The sequence below is a fragment of the Actinotalea caeni genome (assembly GCF_009733795.1).
Lineage (GTDB): Bacteria > Actinomycetota > Actinomycetes > Actinomycetales > Beutenbergiaceae > Pseudactinotalea > Pseudactinotalea caeni.
Window position 1 is genome coordinate 224,465 of the sequence record NZ_WNXX01000003.1, and the last position, 20,818, is coordinate 245,282.

16 protein-coding genes are annotated in these 20,818 nt (G+C 74.8%); 6 read left to right on the forward strand and 10 right to left on the reverse strand.

Annotated features, from left to right (window positions below; all coding sequences use genetic code 11):
• Positions 1 to 7 precede the first annotated feature (7 nt).
• A complete protein-coding gene (glgB, locus tag GPA02_RS04295; protein ID WP_156198608.1) occupies positions 8 to 2,221 on the forward strand; it encodes a 1,4-alpha-glucan branching protein GlgB in 2,214 nt (737 codons plus the stop codon).
• A gap of 36 nt (positions 2,222 to 2,257) precedes the next feature.
• Here glgB and GPA02_RS04300 read toward each other — a convergent pair whose 3' ends face one another.
• From GPA02_RS04300 to GPA02_RS04310, 3 genes are read right to left on the reverse strand one after another with little or no spacing between them, the layout of a single operon-like run.
• A complete protein-coding gene (locus GPA02_RS04300; protein WP_204986490.1) occupies positions 2,258 to 3,187 on the reverse strand; it encodes a tetratricopeptide repeat protein in 930 nt (309 codons plus the stop codon).
• 12 nt (positions 3,188 to 3,199) lie between these two features.
• The gene (locus GPA02_RS04305; protein WP_156198609.1) at positions 3,200 to 4,231 is read right to left on the reverse strand and encodes a DUF8094 domain-containing protein; all 1,032 of its coding nucleotides are present in this window, start codon (positions 4,229 to 4,231) and stop codon (positions 3,200 to 3,202) included.
• Positions 4,228 to 5,727: a hypothetical protein gene (locus GPA02_RS04310; RefSeq protein ID WP_156198610.1), complete on the reverse strand. Its 1,500-nt coding sequence runs from the start codon at positions 5,725 to 5,727 to the stop codon at positions 4,228 to 4,230. The genes GPA02_RS04305 and GPA02_RS04310 overlap by 4 nt, the downstream gene beginning before the upstream one ends.
• Positions 5,728 to 5,903: 176 nt before the next feature.
• Here GPA02_RS04310 and GPA02_RS04315 point away from each other — a divergent pair, with 176 nt between their 5' ends.
• Genes GPA02_RS04315 through GPA02_RS04325 form a run of 3 tightly spaced genes read left to right on the forward strand, consistent with a single transcriptional unit; the run spans position 5,904 to position 8,971 of the window.
• A complete protein-coding gene (locus GPA02_RS04315) occupies positions 5,904 to 7,304 on the forward strand; it encodes a coiled-coil domain-containing protein (RefSeq protein ID WP_156198611.1) in 1,401 nt (466 codons plus the stop codon).
• 33 nt (positions 7,305 to 7,337) lie between these two features.
• On the forward strand, positions 7,338 to 7,757 hold the full coding sequence (locus GPA02_RS04320) for a hypothetical protein (RefSeq protein WP_156198612.1): 420 nt from the start codon (positions 7,338 to 7,340) through the stop codon (positions 7,755 to 7,757).
• A 56-nt stretch (positions 7,758 to 7,813) separates the two neighbouring features.
• Positions 7,814 to 8,971: a serine/threonine-protein kinase gene (locus tag GPA02_RS04325; protein ID WP_204986491.1), complete on the forward strand. Its 1,158-nt coding sequence runs from the start codon at positions 7,814 to 7,816 to the stop codon at positions 8,969 to 8,971.
• A gap of 3 nt (positions 8,972 to 8,974) precedes the next feature.
• Here GPA02_RS04325 and GPA02_RS04330 read toward each other — a convergent pair whose 3' ends face one another.
• Positions 8,975 to 10,855: a vWA domain-containing protein gene (locus GPA02_RS04330; RefSeq protein WP_156198613.1), complete on the reverse strand. Its 1,881-nt coding sequence runs from the start codon at positions 10,853 to 10,855 to the stop codon at positions 8,975 to 8,977.
• Between the two features lie 82 nt (positions 10,856 to 10,937).
• Here GPA02_RS04330 and GPA02_RS04335 point away from each other — a divergent pair, with 82 nt between their 5' ends.
• Entirely contained in the window at positions 10,938 to 11,477 is a 540-nt protein-coding gene (locus GPA02_RS04335; RefSeq protein WP_156198614.1) for a DNA-binding protein, read from the forward strand.
• 14 nt (positions 11,478 to 11,491) lie between these two features.
• Here GPA02_RS04335 and GPA02_RS04340 read toward each other — a convergent pair whose 3' ends face one another.
• Positions 11,492 to 12,268, reverse strand: coding sequence for an alpha/beta fold hydrolase (locus GPA02_RS04340; RefSeq protein ID WP_156198615.1), 777 nt, complete (start codon positions 12,266 to 12,268; stop codon positions 11,492 to 11,494).
• Between the two features lie 123 nt (positions 12,269 to 12,391).
• Here GPA02_RS04340 and GPA02_RS04345 point away from each other — a divergent pair, with 123 nt between their 5' ends.
• Complete coding sequence (locus tag GPA02_RS04345; protein WP_156198616.1) at positions 12,392 to 13,867, forward strand: glutamate-cysteine ligase family protein; 1,476 nt, start codon at positions 12,392 to 12,394, stop codon at positions 13,865 to 13,867.
• A 57-nt stretch (positions 13,868 to 13,924) separates the two neighbouring features.
• On the opposite strand, the gene GPA02_RS04350 is transcribed toward GPA02_RS04345, so the two are convergent.
• The 5 genes from GPA02_RS04350 to GPA02_RS04370 are packed head-to-tail and all read right to left on the reverse strand — an operon-like array spanning position 13,925 to position 20,694.
• Complete coding sequence (locus GPA02_RS04350) at positions 13,925 to 14,563, reverse strand: ABC transporter permease (protein ID WP_156198617.1); 639 nt, start codon at positions 14,561 to 14,563, stop codon at positions 13,925 to 13,927.
• A 42-nt stretch (positions 14,564 to 14,605) separates the two neighbouring features.
• Positions 14,606 to 14,890, reverse strand: coding sequence for a hypothetical protein (locus tag GPA02_RS04355; protein WP_156198618.1), 285 nt, complete (start codon positions 14,888 to 14,890; stop codon positions 14,606 to 14,608).
• Positions 14,887 to 16,335, reverse strand: coding sequence for a GH1 family beta-glucosidase (locus GPA02_RS04360; RefSeq protein WP_156198619.1), 1,449 nt, complete (start codon positions 16,333 to 16,335; stop codon positions 14,887 to 14,889). The genes GPA02_RS04355 and GPA02_RS04360 overlap by 4 nt, the downstream gene beginning before the upstream one ends.
• 52 nt (positions 16,336 to 16,387) lie before the next feature.
• Positions 16,388 to 18,673, reverse strand: a complete 2,286-nt coding sequence (gene yicI, locus GPA02_RS04365) for an alpha-xylosidase (protein ID WP_156198620.1) — start codon at positions 18,671 to 18,673, stop codon at positions 16,388 to 16,390.
• Positions 18,670 to 20,694 carry a beta-galactosidase gene (locus GPA02_RS04370; RefSeq protein WP_204986492.1) on the reverse strand — a complete coding sequence of 675 codons (2,025 nt, stop codon included), beginning with the start codon at positions 20,692 to 20,694 and terminating at the stop codon, positions 18,670 to 18,672. The genes yicI and GPA02_RS04370 overlap by 4 nt, the downstream gene beginning before the upstream one ends.
• Between the last annotated feature and the right edge of the window lie 124 nt (positions 20,695 to 20,818).

Sequence of the window (20,818 nt, forward strand, 5' to 3'; positions counted from 1 at the left end):
GGAAGTCGTGACGGAGACGCCCAGCTCTGACCCTGCCCGCGCCGCCGCCCCCGTCCCGGTGCCGGCGGCGCTGCTCACCTCGGTGGCGCAGGGTCTGCACTTCGCGCCTCACGAGGTGCTCGGGCCGCACCTGCACGACGGCGTCGTGACCGTGCGCGTGGTGCGGCACGGCGCCGACGCGGTCACCGTGCTCACGCCCGAGGGCGAGCACCCCGCGCAGCACGAGCAGGACGGCGTCTGGGCCGCGGCCTTCCCGGCCGCGGAGGTGCCCGAGTACCGGCTGCGGGTCGCCTACGGCGACCGGGTCGACGAGGTCGACGACGGCTACCGGTACCTGCCGACGCTGGGCGACGTCGACCTCCACCTCGTCCGCGAGGGGCGGCACGAGCGGCTGTGGGGCGCGCTCGGCGCGCACGTGCGCCGCTACCCGACCGGGTTCGGGGAGGTCGTCGGCACCTCCTTCGCGGTCTGGGCCCCGAACGCCCGGGCGGTCCGTGTCATCGGCGACTTCAACGGCTGGGACGGGCGCGCGACGTCGATGCGCTCGCTCGGCGACAGCGGCGTCTGGGAGCTGTTCGTGCCGCACGTCGGCAAGGGCACCCGGTACAAGTTCGAGATCATCACGCCCGACGGCACCGCGCTGGCGAAGGCCGACCCGCTCGCGCGCGCGGCCGAGGTGCCGCCCGCGACGGCCTCGGTCGTGACGGAGTCGGAGTACTCCTGGTCCGACGACGAGTGGATGCAGCAGCGGGCGCAGCGCGACCCGCACACCGGCCCGATGAGCATCTACGAGGTGCACCTCGGCTCCTGGCGGCAGGGTCTCGGCTACCGCGAGCTGGCCGACCAGCTCACGGAGTACGTCACCTGGATGGGGTTCACCCACGTCGAGCTGATGCCGGTCTCCGAGCACCCGTTCGGCGGCTCTTGGGGCTACCAGGTCAGCTCCTACTACGCGCCGACGTCGCGGTTCGGCGACCCGGACGACTTCCGGTACCTCGTCGACCGGCTGCACGGTGCCGGCATCGGCGTCATCCTCGACTGGGTGCCGGCGCACTTCCCGAAGGACGACTGGGCGCTCGCCCGGTTCGACGGCACACCCCTGTACGAGGACCCCGACCCGCTGCGCGGCGAGCAGCTGGACTGGGGCACCTACGTCTTCAACTTCGGCCGCAACGAGGTGCGCAACTTCCTCGTCGCGAACGCCGTGTACTGGCTGACGGAGTTCCACGTCGACGGCCTGCGGGTGGACGCCGTCGCCTCGATGCTCTACCTCGACTACTCGCGCCAGCCCGGCCAGTGGCGGCCGAACGTGCGCGGCGGCCGCGAGAACCTCGAGGCGATCCAGTTCCTGCAGGAGGCGAACGCGACCGCCTACCGCAGCGCGCCCGGCATCGTCATGATCGCCGAGGAGTCGACGGCGTGGCCGGGCGTCACGGCGCCGACCGACGCGGGCGGCCTCGGGTTCGGCCTGAAGTGGAACATGGGCTGGATGAACGACACCCTTCGCTACCTCGCGGAGGAGCCGATCAACCGGCGCTACCACCACGGCGAGCTGACGTTCTCGCTCGTGTACGCGTTCTCGGAGCAGTACGTGCTGCCGCTGTCGCACGACGAGGTGGTGCACGGCAAGGGGTCGCTGCTGCGGAAGATGCCCGGCGACCGCTGGCAGCAGCTGGCGGGGCTGCGCGCGCTCTTCGCCTACATGTGGACCCACCCGGGCAAGAACCTGATCTTCATGGGCGACGAGTTCGGCCAGGAGACCGAGTGGGCGGAGTCGCGCTCGCTGGAGTGGGAGCAGGGCGACAGCCCGGAGCACGCCGGGGTCCGCCGACTGGTGCGCGACCTCAACCGCTTCTACGTCGAGCACCCCGCGCTGTGGGCCGACGACTTCAGCCACGCGGGCTTCCAGTGGCTCGAGGCCGGCGACGGCGACCACAACACGATCTCCTACCTGCGCCTGGGCGGCGGCGAGACCGTGGCGGTCGTCGTCAACTTCGCGGGCGTGCCGCACGAGGACTACCGGGTGGCGCTGCCGCACGGCGGCGACTGGCTGGAGGCCCTCAACACCGATGCGGCCGACTACGGCGGCTCCGGCGTCGGCAACCTCGGCCGGGTGCGCGCCGAGCCGGTGCCGTGGGCGGGTCGCAGCCACTCCGCGGTGCTGCGGGTGCCGCCGCTCGGCGCGGTGCTGCTCGTGCCCGCGGACGACGCCGAGGCCTGAGCGGACCTGCCCGGCGGGCGCGGCTGCCGAGCCGGGTCAGTACAGCGCGATCGCCAGGTCGCGCCGCGCCTTGAGCACCGCCGGGTCGTCGGGCTCGGCCAGCAGGAACAGCTCGACGAGACGCGCCCGCACGGTCTCACGGTCGTCGCCCGTCGTCGCGCGGACGGCGGCCAGCAGCCGGGCGTAGGCGGCGGCCGGCTGCCCGGCGCTCACCTCGACGTCGGCGGCCCGCAGCTGGGTCTCGACGTCGCCCGGGGCGGCGTCGCGCGCGGCCGCCAGCGCGGCGGCCGGGTCGATGCCCTCCAGGCGGCGGAGCAGCTCGACCTGCGCGAGCATCGCCTTCGCCTCGGGGTCGCCGGGGTTCTGGCGGATCGCGACGTCGAGCGCCGCGGCGGCGTCGTCGAGCGAGCCGTTCTCCAGCGCGTCGTAGGCGGGGCGCAGGTGCTCCGGGATCGGCGGCTCCTGCGGCTCCTCGGCCTCGGCGGCGTCGGGCTCGCCGGCGCTGACCGTGCCGGTCACGCCGTTCTCGGCGGCGACCCGCAGCACCTGGTCGATGACGGCCTGCACCTGCTCGGCCGGGTACGAGCCCTGGAACAGCGGGATCGGCTGGCCCTTGACGAGCGCGAACACCGTCGGCAGCGCCTGCGCCCCGACCGCCTGGGCGATCTGGGGGTTGGTGTCGGCGTCCACACGGGCGAGCTGGAACCGGCCGCCGTAGGCGGTGGCGACCTGCCGCAGCGTCTGCGACAGCTCGGTGCTCGCGGCCGAGCGGGCCGAGTACAGGTCGACGACGACCGGGACGGTCATCGAGGTCGTGACCGCGTCCTGGAAGGTCTGCGCGGTCACCTCGACGACGAGACCGCCGCTGCCGGCGCCCTCGCTCGCGCCCGCGGGAGGCTGCGGCTGGGAGAGCGCCGAGAGGTCGACGGCGCCTCGGAGGTTGATACCGGTGGGTGGCTGAGTCATCGCAACCCGAGGTTACTCGGTGTCGACGCTCTCGAGCACACGCTCGGCGCCGAGGACCTGGATCGTGGTGTCGTCGGCGTCGGCCGGCGGCACGTAGAACGCCACGGTCACGTAGTACCTCGCGGTCAGCGAGGTCTCGACGTCGATGCTCTCGCTGCCCGCGAACGCGGCGATCTGACCGGCGACCGTCAGCTCGGAGTCGTCGATGGTGCGCTCGTAGACGTGGTCGGCGCGGAGCGCGCCGATGACGACCGCTCCGCCGTCGGCGGTCTGCATGCCGACCGGCTCGAACTGGCGGATCGAGTACTCCTCGGTGTACTCGCCGGCGTCCTCGACCGACTCGGCGATCGCCTCCCGGTCCTCGACGACGAGGGAGCGGAACCGGTCCTCGGCGAAGGTGTCGGCGAACTCGCTGTCGGCGTCGTTCTCGAGCAGGTCCGCGTAGGCGTCCAGGGTGTCGGCGGGCGACAGCACCAGCCCCTCGGCGTCCGGCGGGACGTCGGGGCTGCCCTCGACGGGCGCCGCCATGGGCGGCGTCGTCGTCTCGGGCAGCAGCCGCACCCACGCGTACAGGTGGTAGTCGCCGCGCGGGTCGTCCTGCTCCATGCCGAGCAGCAGCGGGGTGTTCATGCCCTCGGCGATCGTCGTGATGACGAGCACGCGCTTGGGCCACTCGTCCTCGTTGCTGATCGCGACGACCTGCGGCTCGGTCGTCAGCACCTGCGGCTCGACGGCCTCGTCGGTGTCGGCGGTCCTGGCCGCGAGGCGGTACTCGGCGCGCCGGCTGTGCATCGCGGGTCCCTGGACCCGGGTGCCGAAGTCGGTGACGTCACCGGTCTCGTCGCCGGCCGCGAGAGCGTCGGAGACGGCGGCGAGCACGCGCTCGAGGCGGGGCTCGTCGAGCGCGGGCTGGGGGCCGTCGGGCGGCGGGTCGGCCTCGACGGTCGGCAACGGGACGGCGCAGCCGGCGACCAGCAGGGCGGCGGCGGCCAGCACGGCGCCGAGGCGGGCGACGCGGGCGCGCAGAGGCTGTCCGGTGCTCATCGCTCCTCCTCCCGCTCGTGGTCGGTGCCGCCGAAGCCCCAGGTCTCGCGCCACGAGGCGCCGGAGGTCTGCGGGTTCGGCTCGTCGTCGGGGCGCACGACCGGGATCTGCTCGGTGTCGCCCGAGCCGGTCGCCGGTCCGGGCGACGCCTGCTCGGGCACGCTGCCGCCGGCGTCGGGCTGGTCGCTGCCGGACGGCTCGGCCTGCTCGGTCTCCGCGGGCGCGGCGGCGTCGTCGCGACGGCGTCGCCACCAGCGGTCCCGCCCCTGCGGCCGGTCGGCACCCGCGCGGGTGCGGCGTGGGGCGTCGTCGCCCTCGTCGGGTCCGGCGGCGTCGGCCGGGGCGGGCGCGGCGGCGGGCGTCGGCTCCTCGTCGCCGAGCTCCAGGTCTGCGGGCGTGGTGCGCTCGCCCTCGTGCATGAGCGGGCTGGCGGCGCCGCTGCGGACCCAGGCGGCGAGCTCGTCGCCGCCGGCCTCGGCGGGCGTGCTCGCGGTCGGCGGGGTCTCGGGTGCGGCCGTGCCGTCGTCGGACGCCTCGACCGTGCTCGGGCTCTCCGCGCCGACCGCCGTCATCTCGTCGGTCGTGGTCGCCGGGCCGCCGCTGCGGCCCTTGCGGCCACGGCGTGCGGCCTCGGCGGCGAGCCGGATCTCGCGCCGCGTGAGCGGCCGGTCGCCCTCGACCGTCGTGGTGACGACGGGCTCCGGGGCGGTCCGTGCCGCGGCGCGCCGCGCACGGCGGCGCTCGAGGTCGGCGAGCAGCTGCACGACGAGCAGCGCCAGCCCGAGCAGCGTGACGGCGCTGCCGAGGATGATGCCGGGCTGCACGAAGGGCGTCTCGACCTCGCGGTCCCAGGTCAGCTCGACCTGCGGCGCGGGCTGGGTGCCGTCGGTCGCCACCAGCATCACCCAGCGGCCCGGCACGGAGGTCCAGGTGTAGGTGGCCTCGCCGGTCCCGGTGACCTCCTCGACCCACAGGTCGGAGCCCGCCGGGTCCGGCAGCGGCTCGGCCTCGGCGTCGTCGCCGGGTGCCTCGGTCTCGGCGTCGTCGCTCGGGGTCTCGGTCTCCTCGGCGTCGTCGCTGGGGCTCTCGCTCGCCGCGCCGCCGTCGGTGGTCTCGGTCGCGTCGGTGGGGTCGTCGGTGGGATCGCCCGGTGCCGCGCCCTCGGTCGCCTCGGTGTGCGCGAGGGTCTCCCAGTCGGCGAGGCCGGTGATCTCCCAGTGCGGGGCGTCCGCGACCCAGGCGCGCACGTCGGACTCCCGGCCCATCGCGATGACGACGGGCGAGGACGGGTCGGCGGCGACGACCCGCACGTCGACGGTGTCGTCGACGGCGTCGAGCACGCCCGGCGCGGTGATGACGACCGGGACGTCGGGGGCAGCGGCGAGCGCCAGCGTCACCCGGTCGTCGGGGCGCCAGATGGTGCCGGAGGCGATCGCCGCCCCGATCGTGCCCAGCCCGAGCACGACGAGGACGATCGCGAAGATCCGTCTCGCCACGAGCCTGATTCGTCCTTGTCTTCCTGGTGCCAGAGCCGCACCGACCGCGGACCAGGGTACGTGACCGTTCTGTGATCTTCGGCCCGAGCGAACCCCCTCGGGGCACTCGCACCTGTGACCCCGGCTACTCTGAGGTCGCTCTGGCATCGATCCGACGAGAGGCACAGGGGCACGACGTGGCTGATGAGAGCTCACCCTTCCCGGTGGTGATGCGTGGGTACGACCGTGCCCAGGTGGACCAGCGGCTGCACGAGCTGCAGCGGCGTCAGGAGGCTCTCGAGACGGAGCTGGCAGCCGCTCGGGCCGAGTCCGAGCGGGTCTCCGCGGACCTCGCGGAGGCGCAGGAGCGGCTGCGCGAGATCGACTCCCCCAGCTACTCCGGGCTCGGTGTGCGCGTCGAGCAGCTGCTGCGCTCGGCCGAGGAGCAGTCGGCCGACGTCGTCGCCCAGGCCAACGCGCAGGCCGGCGCAATCATGGGGTCGGCGCGCGAGGACGCCGCCGCCCTCACCGAGTCCGCCGAGCGCGACGCCGGCGAGATCCTGCGCCGCGCCCGCGCCCAGGCCGACGACGTCGCCGCCGCCGCCAAGCGCGACGCCGACGGCGTGCTCGCCGACGCCCGCCGCCGCGCCGAGGAGCTCGTCGGCTCCGCCGAGCGCGAGGCCGCCCGCATCCACAGCGCCGAGTCCGCGACCCGCGCCGAGCGCCTCGCCGAGCTCGAGCGGCTGCTGGGCGGGCTGCGCGCCTCGACCGAGCGCGAGATCACCGCGCACCGCGTCGAGGCCGAGCGCGAGACCCGCACCCTTCTCGCCGACGCCAAGGCGGAGGCCGAGCGCATCGTCGAGGACGCCCGTGCGAGCGCGACCGAGCTCGTGCGCAACGCGACGGTGGAGTCCGACGAGATCCGCGCGGCCGCGACCCGGCTGCGCGAGGACACCGAGCTCGAGCTGGCCCGGCTGCGCGAGGAGGCCGAGCGCGAGGCCGCCGAGCGGCACGCGCTCGCCAAGGCGGAGGTCGAGTCCGTGCTCGCCAGCACCACCGAGCACGCGCAGGAGGCCGAGAGCCGGCTCGCGAGCGCCCTCGGGGCGGCCGAGAAGGTCCGGCAGGACGCCGAGCGGGAGGCCGACGGGCTGCTGGAGGAGGCGCGGGCCAAGGCGGCCGCGCTCGTCGACGAGGCCCGGGCCCGCGCCGAGCGCGAGCGTGCCGAGCACGCGGCGCGCGCCGAGGAGGAGCGCGCGACCGCGCAGCGCCAGCTCGACGACCTCAACCGGCAGCGCGAGGAGATCTCCGCCTACCTCGACGAGCTGCGCTCGATGCTCGGCTCGGTCACGCGCGACGTGAGCGCGATGTTCGCGGGCGGCTCCGTCCCGGTGCCCCGGGCCGACGCCGCCGAGGGCGGACGCGAGCCCTCCTCGGCAGCCCCGGCCGCCGAGGACGGCGTCGCCGAGAGCACGACGTCGGACGACCGCGCCGTCGGGACCGACGACGCGCAGGACACGGCGGGGCTCGAGGCCGCGGAGCCGGCCGAGGACGACCGCCCCGGCGAGGCCGCCGCGCTGCAGGCGCGGCCCACGGAGTGACCCGCCGGTGAACGGGCCGGCGGTGCACGTCCGGTGACGGAGCCGACCGACGACTGGGTGGCGCGCCGCACCGAGGCTGCACGCGAGCAGGAGCGACGGCTGCGCGAGCGCCAGGAGGTGGAGCACCGCAAGGCGCGCGCGATCCTCGCCGAGTTCACCAAGGTCGCGCGCGAGCGGCTGCCCGCTGAGCGGCTCGTCGTGCAGGGCTACGGCGGCCGCGGCCGCGCGACCAGCGATGTCGAGGGCTGGTACCTGCGCCTCGACAAGACCGTCGGGCTGGGCACCGACGGGGAGTTCTACGTGCTCACCGCTCCCCTCGGCCTGCTGGACCGTGTGCGCGGCGTCACGCTGCGCCCCACCCCTCCCCCGCTCGTCATCGGCGCGGGCGGCAAGGACGGCGACTCGATCGAGCTCGTCGCGGCGCTCGACAGGCTGCTGCCGGGCTGGCGCTGAGTCCGGCACGACCCGTGCACGAGGTCCGCGGCTGCGTCGCTGCATAGGGTTGGGCCGTGGGTGAGACCTTGGCCGGGCGGTACGAGCTCGTCGACCCGCTGGGCGAGGGCGGCGCCGGTGTCGTCTGGCGCGCCTGGGACCACCGCACCCGCCGCTACGTCGCCGCCAAGGTGATGCGGCAGTCCGACGCGGGGTCGCTGCTCCGGTTCGTCCGCGAGCAGGCCGTCCGGATCGAGCACCCGCACGTGCTGACGCCGCTCGGCTGGGCGGGCGAGGACGACCGCGTGCTGCTGACGATGCCGATCGTGAGCGGCGGCTCGGCGGCGACGCTGGTGGGCGACCACGGCGCGCTGCCGCCGGTCTGGGTCGCGACCCTCCTCGACCAGCTGCTCGCGGCGCTCGAGGTCATCCACGCCGCCGGGCTCGTGCACCGCGACGTCAAGCCCGCCAACCTCCTCCTCGATGCGACCGGTGGCGGGCTGCCGCGCGTGCGCCTCGCCGACTTCGGCGTCGCCGCCGCGGTCGACCAGCCGCGGCTGACCCACGTGACGCACGCCGTCGGCACGCTCGGCTACGCCGCGCCGGAGGCGCTGACGGCCGGTTGGGACCCCGACCCTCGGGCCGACCTCTACGGCGCCGGGCTGACCGCCGTCGAGCTGCTGACGGCGCGGCGACCGTCCGACGCGACCGATGTCGCCGCCGAGCTCGTCCGCGCCGAGGTGCCCGTCGACCTGGCGCGGCTGCTGCTCGACCTCACCGCGGCGGACCCGAAGGACCGGCCCGACTCGGCCGCGGCCGCGCGCGCCGCGCTCGCGAGCACCGGTCTGGTGGCGCGTGCCGACGACGACCTCGGCGCGCACGGCGTCGAGGTCTTCGACCAGCTGCCGCCGCTGCCGCGGGGCTGGGGCTCCGGAGGGCCCGAGCCCGCGGGACCGCACCGCACCGCGCCCGACGCGACGGGCCAGGTGCCGGACGCGCCCGCCGCGGGCTCGCCCGAGGCGGACCCCGGCACGGACGCCACCCGGACCGAGATCGGGCCTGCGACGCGCGAGGAGCCGCGTTCGACCCGGGGCGCCGGCGGGGCGCCGGCCGCCGTGGACCCGCCTGCCGCACCGCCCCGACGACCGGCGCGCCCGATGCCGCGGCTCGGCCTCGCGCTCGTGACGCTCGGCACGCTCATGGTCGTCGTGGCGGCGGTGCTGCTGACCCGCTGAGGCTCAGCCCACGCTGCGGCCGCGTCGCAGCAGCACCACGCCGACGCCCGCGACCAGCACCCCGGCCGCGGCGAGCAGCCACACCAGCCACGACGCGGCCGGTTCGTCGTCGGACGGGCCGTCGGCCGCCGAGGGCTGCTCCGCGGGCGCGCTGGACGCCTGCGAGTCGGTGGCCTCCGGCGCCTCCTCGACCTGCTCCGGGGCGGCGTGCTCGGGCACGCCGCTGACCTCGCCGACGACGTTCGTCGTCAGGGTGAGCGGCAGCGGCACCAGCCGCTCGCGCGTCGAGGTCAGCGAGACCATGATCACGTGGTCGCCGGCCAGCACGGGGTCGGTCTCGCCGTCGTTGGCCCAGCGCACCTCGCGCATGACGGCGGCCGCCTGCGCCGGCTCGGTGCTCCCCAGCACCGCCCGGGGCCTGGCGCCCCCGGCGTCGGCGAGCGCGTCGTGCACCTGCGCGCGGTGGGGCGCGATGATCGCGACGTCGAGGGCGTTGGACGTCGGGCGCATCTCCTCGGCCAGCGGGCCGTCCGCGCCCGCGAAGTCGACGAGCGCTTCCAGGCCCTGCCCGTAGTCGACCGGCACCGAGAAGAACGCGATCTCGCCGGGCACCAGGTCGAACGCGACCGTGGTCCCCGCCTCGACCGGGGTCGCCGCGGACGGTGACACACCACCGACGACCTCTCCGGCAGGCGTGCCCGCGGTGAGGCCGGACCACTCGGGGCTCGCCGCCGGGCCGGGCAGGCTGTCGGCGTCGACCACCGGCGGGATCTCCTCGACGACGATCTGGACCGTCTCACCGAGGATCTGCTGGGAGCCGGCGCCCGCCCCGAGCGAGAGCACCAGGCCGTCGTCGTCGGTGCATGCCGCAGGCCCGTCGACCGGTGTCGCCACGCCGGCGCTGCCGAAGGAGCTCTGACCGCCGATGCTGGTGACCGGCATGGTGGCCGACCCGCACAGCCTGTCGTCGGTCGTGCGGAGCCGCACGTCGACCGCGGACACCCCGCTGGGGCTGGGGTTCTTCATCGTCACGCCGACGAGCAGCCGCGACCCGGGCTCCGACCGCAGCACCGTGTAGTGCTTCGGCTCGCCCTCGGTCTCGGCGATCGTGTCGGTGTACTCGCCGACGGCGAGCTCGGGAGCGCCCTCGGGCGCCGGGGTGCCCACCACGGGGGTGCCGCTGTAGACGAAAGGACGGAACGCCCGTGTCGCCAGCCGCCCGAGCGCGGTCGTCAGCGTCTCGGCGTCGGAGGCCCCGAAGTACTCGCCGCCGCCTGCCGCGGCGATGCACTGCAGCTGGCTGCGGGTGCGGTCGTCGGCGCCGAGACCGACGGTATGGATGACGAGGTCCAACCCACCGGCGCGCAGCTCGCGGGCGACCTCGCACGGGTCGGGGTCGCACGTCTCGACGCCGTCGGAGACGAGCACGATCGTGCGCTCGCCCGTCTCCGAGAGGTCGCCGGCCGCTTGCTGCAGCGCGTACGCGATCGGGGTGTCACCGAGCGGTGCGTAGGCCTCGACGGCCTGCGACAGCGCATCGGCGTTGCCGGTCCCGACCGGCACGACCAGCTCGCTGTCCACGCACGTCTGTGCGTCCGGGCGGTCCTCGTGCACCGCGCCGCCGAACACCCGCAGCCCGACGGCCTGCTCGGGCGCCAGCTCCTCGATCATCGCGTGCAGCGCCGTACGCGCCGCGTCGATGCGGGGGGCGCCGTCGGCGTCCGGCTCCGCCATCGAGGAGGACGCGTCGAGCACGAGCAGCAGCTCGGCGTCGGTCGGCGCCGTGTCGGTCGGGTCCGCCGTGTCCGCGGTCGCCGCGGCAGCCGGCGCGAGCACGAGGGCGACGCCGACGAGCGCCGCGAGTCGGGTGGGCCACAGCCGCATGAGGGGTCCCCTCGGTGGTCGGGTAGGATTTCTGATAGCAAACGTAGACCGTTTGCATTCGCAAAGTCAACTGGGAGCGCGCATGACCGTCGAGCGCAACCGCGCCGAGCAGGTGGAGCTGTACGGCGAGCCGCTCGCCGACGTCTTCGCACGCCTGACCGCCGGGCTGCACCTGAGCCAGGCCGGCCTGGCGCGCGCGATCGGCATGTCTCCCCCCATGCTCTCCCAGCTGGGCTCTGCCCACCGCGTCAAGATCGGCAACCCGGCCGTGCTGCACCGGCTGGAGGCGCTGCAGGCGCTGCTGGAGGAGGTCGAGGCCGGCCGGGTCGGCGAGGACGAGCTGCCGGCCCGCATCGAGGCGGTCCGCGACTCCAGCCGGACCTGGTCCACCTCGCGGCTCGACCTCGCGGCGACGCCCGCAGCCGGGACCGACCGGGACGTCGTCGAGGCGACGACCGTGCGGCAGCTGCTGCGCGCGGTCGCCTCGGGCGCCGACCTGCGGCGCGCGGCCGACCTGCTGCACGACGACGTCCCCGGCCTGGCCGAGCTGGTGCGCACCTACGGCCTCGGCAGCCCCGAGGAGGCCGCCGCGCACCTGCGGCGGCACCGCGAGCTGTTCTGAGCGCGCGCCGCGCCTCAGGCGGTGGCGCGGCGATGCAGGTCGGCGAGCGCGGCGGCGACGGTCGCCGGGTCCTCGAGTGCCAGCAGGTGCCCGGCACGGGCCACCTCGACGACGTCGGTGCCGAGCGCGTCCGCCATCGCGTCCGCGTCCTCGGGCGACATCAGGCCGTCCTCGGCGCCACGCGCGACGAGCGCCGGCAGCTCCTCCGGCAGCGCCGCGAGGGCGGCGAGCCGGTCCGGACGCTGCGCCATCGAGCGCTGCGCCCACACCAGCCCCTCCCCCGGCGCCGCGGCCAGCGCCCGGCGGACCCGGTCGACGACGTCGGGGCGCTCCCGCAGCGTCGTGGCGCCGAGCAGCTTCTCCAGCATGCCCGCGGCGGGCTCGGGCTCGCCGCGCTCGACCGCGGCGACCATCTCGAGCCGCGCCGCACGCGCGGGCTCGGGGTCGGCCGACGCCTTCGTGCTGAGCAGCGCGAGGCCCGCGAGCGCGCCGGGCGCCTCCTCCGCGACCGCCATCGCGACGTACCCGCCCATCGACAGGCCGGCGAGGACGGCCTGCTCGGCACCGAGCTCGCGGATCGCGGCCACGACGTCGAGCGCGAACGCCTCGAGCCCGGCCTCGCTGCGGGGCGGGGTGCTCCCGAAGCCGGGCGCGTCGATCCGGACGACCGGCACGCCGTCGAGGCGGCGCGCCACCTCGTCCCACATGCCCGAGTCGAGCGGGAACGCGTGCAGCAGCACGAGCGGGACTCCCGTGACCGGCTGCTCGGCGTGGACGGCGAGCGTGCTCATGGGCGCCTCCGTGGTCGGGTCGGGGGCCTGCGAGGGTCGGCACCAGCCTAGGCACGGGACACGACCGCCACCACGCCCCCGGCTTCACCCGCGGCGGCGGGGTCGATCTGCTTTGCTGTGGCGATGGGCGACGAGATCGCTGGCACCTCGTTCACGCGCGAGCAGCGCACGCGGTACCGCGAGAAGGTGCGACGCTGCCTCGACGTGTTCGAGCGCATGCTCGCCGACGACCACTTCGACGCCACCGCCGGCGTCACCGGGCTGGAGATCGAGCTCAACCTCGTCTCGGGGTCGTTCCAGCCGGCGATGGCGAACGCCGCGGTGCTGGAGCGCATCGCCGACCCGGCCTTCCAGACCGAGCTCGGCCGCTACAACATCGAGCTCAACGCGCCGCCGACCACGCTCGCGGGCGACTCCCTCGCCGCGCTGGAGAGCGCGCTGCGCGAGTCGCTGAACCGTGCCGAGGACCTCGCGTCGGAGGCGGGCGCCCACATCCTCATGGTCGGCATCCTGCCGACGCTGTACCCCGAGCACCTCTCGGGTGACTGGATGAGCGAGAACCCTCGTTACGAGGCGCTGGAGGACGCCGTGCTGGGGGCACGGCGGGAGGACATCGAGCTCGACATCTCGGGGCCGGAGTCGCTGCGGATGACGATCGGGTCGATCGCACCGGAGTCGGCGTGCACGTCGGTGCAGCTGCACCTGCAGGTGGCGCCGCGCGACTTCGCCGACCACTGGAACGCCGCTCAGCTGCTGGCCGGCCCGCAGCTCGCGCTCGGCGCGAACTCGCCGTACCTGTTCGGCACCCGGCTGTGGGCGGAGACCCGCACCGAGCTGTTCATGCAGGCGACCGACACCCGCTCGCCCGAGCTGCGCAACCAGGGCGTGCGGCCGACCGTGTGGTTCGGCGACCGCTGGATCACCTCGATCTTCGACCTGTTCGAGGAGAACGTCCGGTACTTCCCCGCGCTGCTGCCGGAGACCACCGACGAGGACCCGGAGGCGGTGCTCGCCGCCGGCGGGGTGCCGAGGCTGCAGGAGCTGCGGCTGCACAACGGCACCGTGTGGCGGTGGAACCGGCCGGTCTACGACACGGTGGGCGGGATCCCCCACTGCCGCGTCGAGAACCGGGTGCTGCCCGCAGGCCCCACGGTCGTCGACATCGTCGCCAACGCGGCGTTCTACTACGGCTGCCTGACGATGCTCGCCGACGACGAGCGGCCGCTGTGGAGCCGTATGTCGTTCGCCGCCGCGGAGGCGAACTTCGCCGCCGGCGCGCGGCACGGCGTCGACGCCACGTTCTACTGGCCGGGCTACGGCGAGGTGCCGTGGGACGAGCTGATCCTGCGCGAGCTGCTGCCGCTGGCGCGCACCGGGCTGCAGCGGTTCGGTGTCAGCGACGACGTCGCGAACCGTTACCTCGGCATCGTCGAGGCGCGCTGCAAGCTGCGCCGCAACGGCGCCTGGTGGCAGACCGAGGTCGTCGAGCGGCTGCAGCGCCGCGGGTACTCCCGGGCCGACGCGCTCGTGGAGATGACCCGCCGCTACGCCGACGGCATGCACAGCAACGAGCCGGTGCACACCTGGGAGCTGCCCTAGCCGAGGGCTGCGCTCCCCGGCCACGGCGACGCACCCGCGGCCGAGGGGCCCGCCGGTCTACTCCCAGCGGAAGAGGGCCGCGGCCACCGCGGTGCCGAGCACCGTCGTCACGCCGAGGCTCGCCCAGCTCTGCCAGGCCACCGGGTCGCCGAACCAGGTGGCGCGGAACGCCTCGGCCGCGGCGCCGAACGGCAGCCAGGAGCCGATCTCGGCGAGCTGCTCGGGCAGGTTCTCGGTCGGACCGAACATGCCGCCGAGCGCCGCCATGCCGAAGAAGGCGACGAGCCCCAGGGCCACCGCGGCGTTGGGCGTGGGCGCGACCGAGGCGACCGTCATGCCCACCGCGTACATCGCGAGGCTCAGCCCGAGCAGCACGGCCACGGCCATGGGCACGTCGCGCGGCAGGTGCGCGTCGAACATCGTCACCGCGACGCCGCACGCGACCGCGATGCCGAGGAGCATCTGCGCGAAGCTGACCACCATCTGCGCGACCAGCACCATCGCGGGCGAGGCCGGCGTGACGGCCAGCCGGCGCAGCACCCGGGTCTTGCGGTAGGTGGCGAGGTAGCCCGGGAAGTTCATCACCGCGACCATCGTCACCACGAGGCTGAGCACGACCGGCACGGCGTAGGCGTCCAGCACGGTCACACCGGGCCGGACCTCCTCGTCGGGGGCGTCCAGCGACAGGCCGTTCATGACGAGCAGCAGGACCGGCGCGCCGCACGCGGGCGAGCGCCGTCAGCGGCCCCAGCACTGCCGGTGCCAGTGGCGCCGCTCCGCGAGCCCGGCGGCCGCCCCGAACAGGTGCTCCTCCGTCCAGGCGACCACGTGCGGCACCCCTGGCGGGATGTCGCCGCCGCAGCCGGGGCAGCGGTACGTCTTCTCGCTGCCCCGGACGTCGCGGACCGTCCAGCTGCGCCCCTGCCGGTCGACCTCGGTGCGGGCGAACCCGCGCGTGAGGCGGTCGACGTCGAGCGGCTGGTGCTCCTCGCCGTACGGCCGCTTGCGACCGCGCCGGCTCACGGGACCGGGCCGACCGCCGGCTCGTCGGCGCCGGAGCCCACCGGGGGCAGCGTCCGGGTCGCGATGAGCCGTGCGTACCACCGGCCGGAGTCCTTGATCGTGCGCTCCTGGGTCTCGTAGTCCACCCGCACGATGCCGAAGCGCCGGTCGTAGCCGTAGCCCCACTCGAAGTTGTCCAGCAGCGACCACACGAAGTACCCGCGCACGTCGGCGCCGTCCTCGCGGGCGCGGCCGACGGCGTCGATGTGGTCGTGCAGGTACCTCTCGCGCTCGATGTCGTGCACCCGCCCGTCGGGGCTGACGACGTCGTGGAAGGCCGCGCCGTTCTCGGTGATCATCATCGGGACGCCGGGGTGCTCCCGGTGCAGCCGCATCAGCAGGTCGTGCATGCCATGCGGGTCGATGTTCCACCCCATGGCGGTGTACGGCCCCGGCTGCTGCACGAACTCGACCTGGCCGTCGGTGCCGACCCACGGCGTCGCGCTGCTGTTGCCGTGCCCGTCGGCCTGCTGGGGCTCGCCCTCGCCGTCGAAGGCCCGCACCCGGGTGGTCGAGTAGTAGTTGACGCCGAGCAGGTCGAGGCGCTGCGCGATCAGGTCGGTGTCGCCGTCGCGCACGAACGAGAAGTCGCTGACGTGCGCGACGTCGTCGATCACGTCCTGCGGGTAGCCCTGGCCGAGCAGCGGTCCGAGGAACACGCGGTTGGCGAGCCCGTCGATCCGGCGCACCGCGTCCTGGTCTGCCTCGCTGTCGGGGTCGTCGGGACGGATCACGTGCAGGTTGAGCGTGATCGACAGCTGGGCACGGTCGCCGAGCTCCTCGCGGATCGCAGCGGCCGCGAGGCCGTGCGCGAGGTTGAGGTGGTGCACCGCGGCGAGCGCGGCCGCGGGCTCGGTGCGGCCCGGGGCGTGCACGCCCGAGGCGTAGCCGAGGTACGCCGAGCACCACGGCTCGTTGAGCGTGGTCCACACGGTGATCGCGTCACCGAGCTCGCGGGCCATCAGCCGCGCGTACTCGGCGAACGCATAGGCGGTGTCGCGGTTGGCCCAGCCGCCCTCGTCCTCGAGCTCCTGCGGCAGGTCCCAGTGGTAGAGGGTCACGACCGGGCGGATGCCGGCCTCGACGAGCGCCTCGACGAGGGTGCGGTAGAACGCCACCCCCTCGGGGTTGAGCGGGCCGCGGCCGCCCGGCTGCACGCGCGACCACGAGATCGAGAAGCGGTAGGCCTGCAGCCCGAGCTCGGACATGATCTCCAGGTCGGTGCGCCACCGGTGGTAGTGGTCGGCGGCCACGTCGCCGGTGTCGCCGTTGAGCGTGCGCCCCGGCGTGTGGGAGTAGGTGTCCCAGATCGACGGCGTCCGGCCGCCCTCGGCCGCGGCCCCCTCGATCTGGTAGGCCGCGGTGGCCGAGCCCCACAGGAAGTCGCTCGGGAAGGTCCTCGTCATCTCGTCTCCTCCTGCGCTCGCGGCCACCCGCTCGCGCGCCTGTCGTCCATGATCACGCCTCGGGCGGCTCGTCCAGCGCGATCGTGACCTCACCCGCCTCGGCGTGGACAAGCCTGCCACCGACACGCACCGACCACTGCCCGCCGAGACCGTGCGCGCGTGCGCGCAGGATCCCACCCGTGACCCGGAGGTCGACGGTACCCGCAGAACCGGCACCGTCCGACGTCGGCACGTCGACCTGCTGCACCAGACCCTCGTGCGGCTCGTAGACCTCGAGGACCAGACCCTCGCCGTAGTCGTAGTCGGGCCGGTCGCTGCGGGCGCCGCGCGCGATCACGCTCCCCGGCCGCACGAGCAGCGGCAGCGAGTGCGCGTCGTGACGCTCCCGGCGCCATCCGCCGCCCTCGACGACCTCCCCCGTGAGCAGCCGCGTCCAGCGCCCGGCAGGCAGGTAGTACTCGACCTCGCCGCCGGCGTCGAACACCGGGGCCACCAGCAGCGACGGCCCCAGCATGTACTGGGTGTCGACCGTGGCGGCGCCGCGGTCGTCGGGGAACTCCAGCAGCATCGGGCGCATCACCGGGACGCCGTCGCGGCTCGCCTCCAGGCCGGCCGCCGCCAGGTAGGGCATCAGGGTGTTCTTCAGACGCGCGAACGTGCGTGTGACCGAGACCGCCTCCTCGTCGAACGCCCACGGCACCCGGTAGGAGTTCGACCCGTGCAGGCGGCTGTGCGAGGACAGCAGCCCGAACGCGAGCCAGCGCTTGAACACCTCGGCGTCGGGCGTGCCCTCGAAGCCGCCGATGTCGTGCGACCAGAACCCGAAGCCGGACAGCGCGAGCGACAGCCCGCCCCGCAGCGACTCGGCCATCGCCACGAACGTCGACTCGCAGTCGCCGCCCCAGTGCACCGGGAACTGCTGACCACCCGCGGTCGCCGCGCGCGCGAACAGCACGGCCTCGCCGCGGCCGCGACGCCGCTCGAGCAGCTCGAAGACGCAGCGGTTGTACAGCTGCGCGTAGTAGTTGTGCATCCGCTCGGGGTCCGAGCCGTCGTGCCACACGACGTCGGTGGGGACGCGCTCGCCGAAGTCGGTCTTGAGGGTGTCGACGCCCTGGTCGAGCAGCACCTCGAGCTTGTCCTGGAACCATCGCCACGCGTCGGGGTTCGTGAAGTCGACCAGCGCCATGCCGGCCTGCCACATGTCCCACTGCCACACGTCGCCGTTCGGCCGCCGCACCAGGTAGCCGAGCCGCGCCCCCTCCTCGAAGAGGTGCGAGCGCTGGGCGATGTAGGGGTTGATCCACGCCGAGACCTTGAGGCCGCGCTCGTGCAGGCGTGCGAGCGTCCCCTCCGGGTCGGGGAAGGTGGCGGGGTCCCACACGAAGTCGCACCAGTGGAACTGCCGCATCCAGAAGCAGTCGAAGTGGAACACCGACAGCGGCAGCTCGCGCTCGGCCATGCCGTCGACGAACGACAGCACGGTCGCCTCGTCGTAGTCGGTGGTGAACGACGTCGACAGCCACAGCCCGTAGGACCAGGTCGGCACGCGGGCCGGTCGCCCGGTCAGCGCGGTGTAGCGCCGCAGGATCTCCTTGGGCGTGGGCCCGTAGACGACGTAGTAGCGCAGCCGCTGGCCGGCGACCGAGAACTGCGTGCGCGAGACGACCTCGGTGCCGACCTCGAACGAGACCCGCTCCGGGTGGTCGACGAAGACCCCGTAACCGGCGTCGGTGAGGTAGAACGGCACGTTCTTGTACGCCTGCTCGGACGCGGTCCCGCCGTCGGCGTTCCAGATGTCGACCGACTGGCCGTTCTTGACGAACGGCCCGAACCGCTCGCCGAGCCCGAACACGTGGTGCCCGACGCCGAGCGCGAGCTGCTCGCGCACGAACGGCCCGTCCGGCGTCTGCAGCGCGGCGAGACCGCGCTCGCCCGAGCTGGTGAGCACCCGGTCGGAGGCGAGGAAGTCCAGCTGCCAGGGCGCGTCCGTGCGCAGCCGCGCCGTCAGCGGGCCGGCCGTCAGCGTCGCGTGCTCACCCGGCGCCTCCGCACCCTTGACGACCACGGGGTCCGGGCTGGTGCGGACCTCGAACGCGGGACCGCGGTCCACCGTGCCGCGGAAGTGCTCGACCTGCACGCCGATGACACCGTCCATCGGCGAGTCCACCCGCACGGTCAGCTGCGGCAGGTTGAGAGAGTGCCGCCGCTCCGTGAGCGGCGCGGTCGCCGCGTAGGCCACCAGGGTGTCGTCGTGCACCTCGACGGTCTCGACGTGACGCGGCCGCAGCACCTCCACCCCGGGGAGCGTGAGCCAGTAGCCGTCGGTGAACTTCATGTGAGCGCCTCTCTGAGCACGACGGTGCCGCCGGGCGGCACGGGGACACGGGCCTGGTGCTCGACGCCGTCGAGCAGGTCCAGGCAGGGTGTGCGCACCGGCACCTCGACCGCGGTGCGTCGGTGGTTGAGCACGAACGTGACGGGTCCGCGGCGGGCGACCTCGACGCCCGCGGGTACGGCCGCGACCGGGAGGCGGGGGGCGACGCCGCGACGCTCCGCGAGACCGAGCAACCAGCGCCGCAGCAGCACGTCGTCGGGGATCGTCGCCAGGTAGTGCAGCCGGTCGTCGCGGGAGCGCACGAGCGCGGGCAGGCCGTCGACGTCGCCGCCGTCGAACCGCGCGACGACGACGCCGTGGGTCGGGCGCAGCACCTCGGCCCACGTGCGCGCGGTCCCGGAGCCGACGTCCTCGGGGCTCGCCGGGTCGGGCACGAGCCCCACGGTGTCGTCGTCCCCGCCGCCACCGGGCAGCGGCCACCACTCCTCGCCCTCGGCACCCAGCAGGTCGGTGAACGGCGCCGGGAACGGCCCGGTGCGCACGCGGGCGTTCCCGTCGGCGACCGCCGAGAACGGCCCGAGCGCGAGGCAGCCGCCGTCGGTGACGTAGCGGCGCAGGCGCGCGGCGTCGTCGTCGGTGAGCAGGTACAGCTGCGGCGCGAGCACGAGCCGGTAGCCCTCGAGGTCGTCGCCCGGGTGCCGCACGTCGACGCCGACGCCGGTCTCCCAGAACGGCCGGTACCAGGCCTCGAGCTGCGGCAGCACCCGGAGGTGCTCGCTCGGGGTGGCGGGCTCCTCGGCCGCCCAGCGGCTCGGCCAGTCGTGCAGCAGCGCGACCTCGGCCCTCTCGTGCGTGCCCGCGACGTCGGCCAGCGCCGCCAGGTCCCGACCCAGCTGCTGGACCGCGCGGTGCAGCCGGGTCCCGGTGCCGGCGTGCGGCACCATCGCCGAGTGGAAGCGCTCGGGCCCGGCCGGCGAGGCGCGCCACTGGAAGGACAGCACGCCGTCCGCGCCGTGCGCGACGGCCCGCAGCGCGTCCTGGCGCATCACCGCCGTCGTCTTCGGCACGTTGTGGGGCCGCCAGCTCACCGCGCCCACCGCCTGCTCCATGAGCAGCCACGGCCCGTCGGCCAGCGACCGCATCAGGTCGTGCGTGAGCGCCGCGCGCACCGGTGAGCCGGGGTCGGCCGGGTCGGGGTAGCTGTCGTCACTGATCACGTCGAGATCGCCCGCCCAGCTGCGGTAGTCGGCGCCGCCGAAGAAGCCCATGAGATTCGTCGTCACCGGCCGGACGGCGTCGACCTCGCGGATCGCGTCACGCTCGGCCCGGTACAGCGCGAGCAGCGCGTCGGAGGCGAACCGGCGGTAGTCGAGCGTGTGGGCCGGGTGCAGCAGGTACGGCGCCCGCAACGGTGGCGCGACCTCCTCCCAGCGCGCGTACCGCTGGGACCACACCGCGGTCCCCCACGCGGCGTCGAGCGCCTCGACCGAGCCGTACCGGGCCCGCAGCCAGCCCCGGAACGCCTCGCCGCAGCGCGGGCACCAGCAGGTGGTGCCCAGCTCGTTGTTGACGTGCCACATGACGACCGCCGGGTGGGCGGCCCAGCGCCGTGCGACGGCACGCGTGATCGCGAGCGCCCGCTCGCGGTAGGTGGGCGAGCTGGGGCAGAAGTGGGTCCGGGAGCCGTGGTGCAGCCGGTGCCCCGAGGCGTCGACCGGGAGCGTCTCGGGGTCGAGCCGGGCGAGCCACGGCGGCGGGCTCGCGGTCGGCGTCGCGAGGTCGACCTCGATGCCGGCGCCGTGCAGCAGGTCGAGCACCTCGTCCAGCCAGGCGGTCTCGACACGGTCCGGCTCGGGCTCCAGCAGCGCCCACGAGAACACGCCGACCGTCACGGTCGTCACCCCCGCGGCTCGCATGGCGGCGACGTCCTCGCGCCACGTCGCGCGGTCCCACTGCTCGGGGTTGTAGTCGCCGCCGTAGCGCAGCCCGCGCGCCGGCAGCGCGCGTCGCGCGCCCGTCACGAGGCCCGCCCCGCGCGCCGCCGTTCCGTCGAAGCGCTTCGGCTGGACGGGTGCGGGCGCGACGCGCTGACACCGGAGATCGCGTCGAACGACGTCGAAACCAGCGCTACCGTGGGCGCGGACG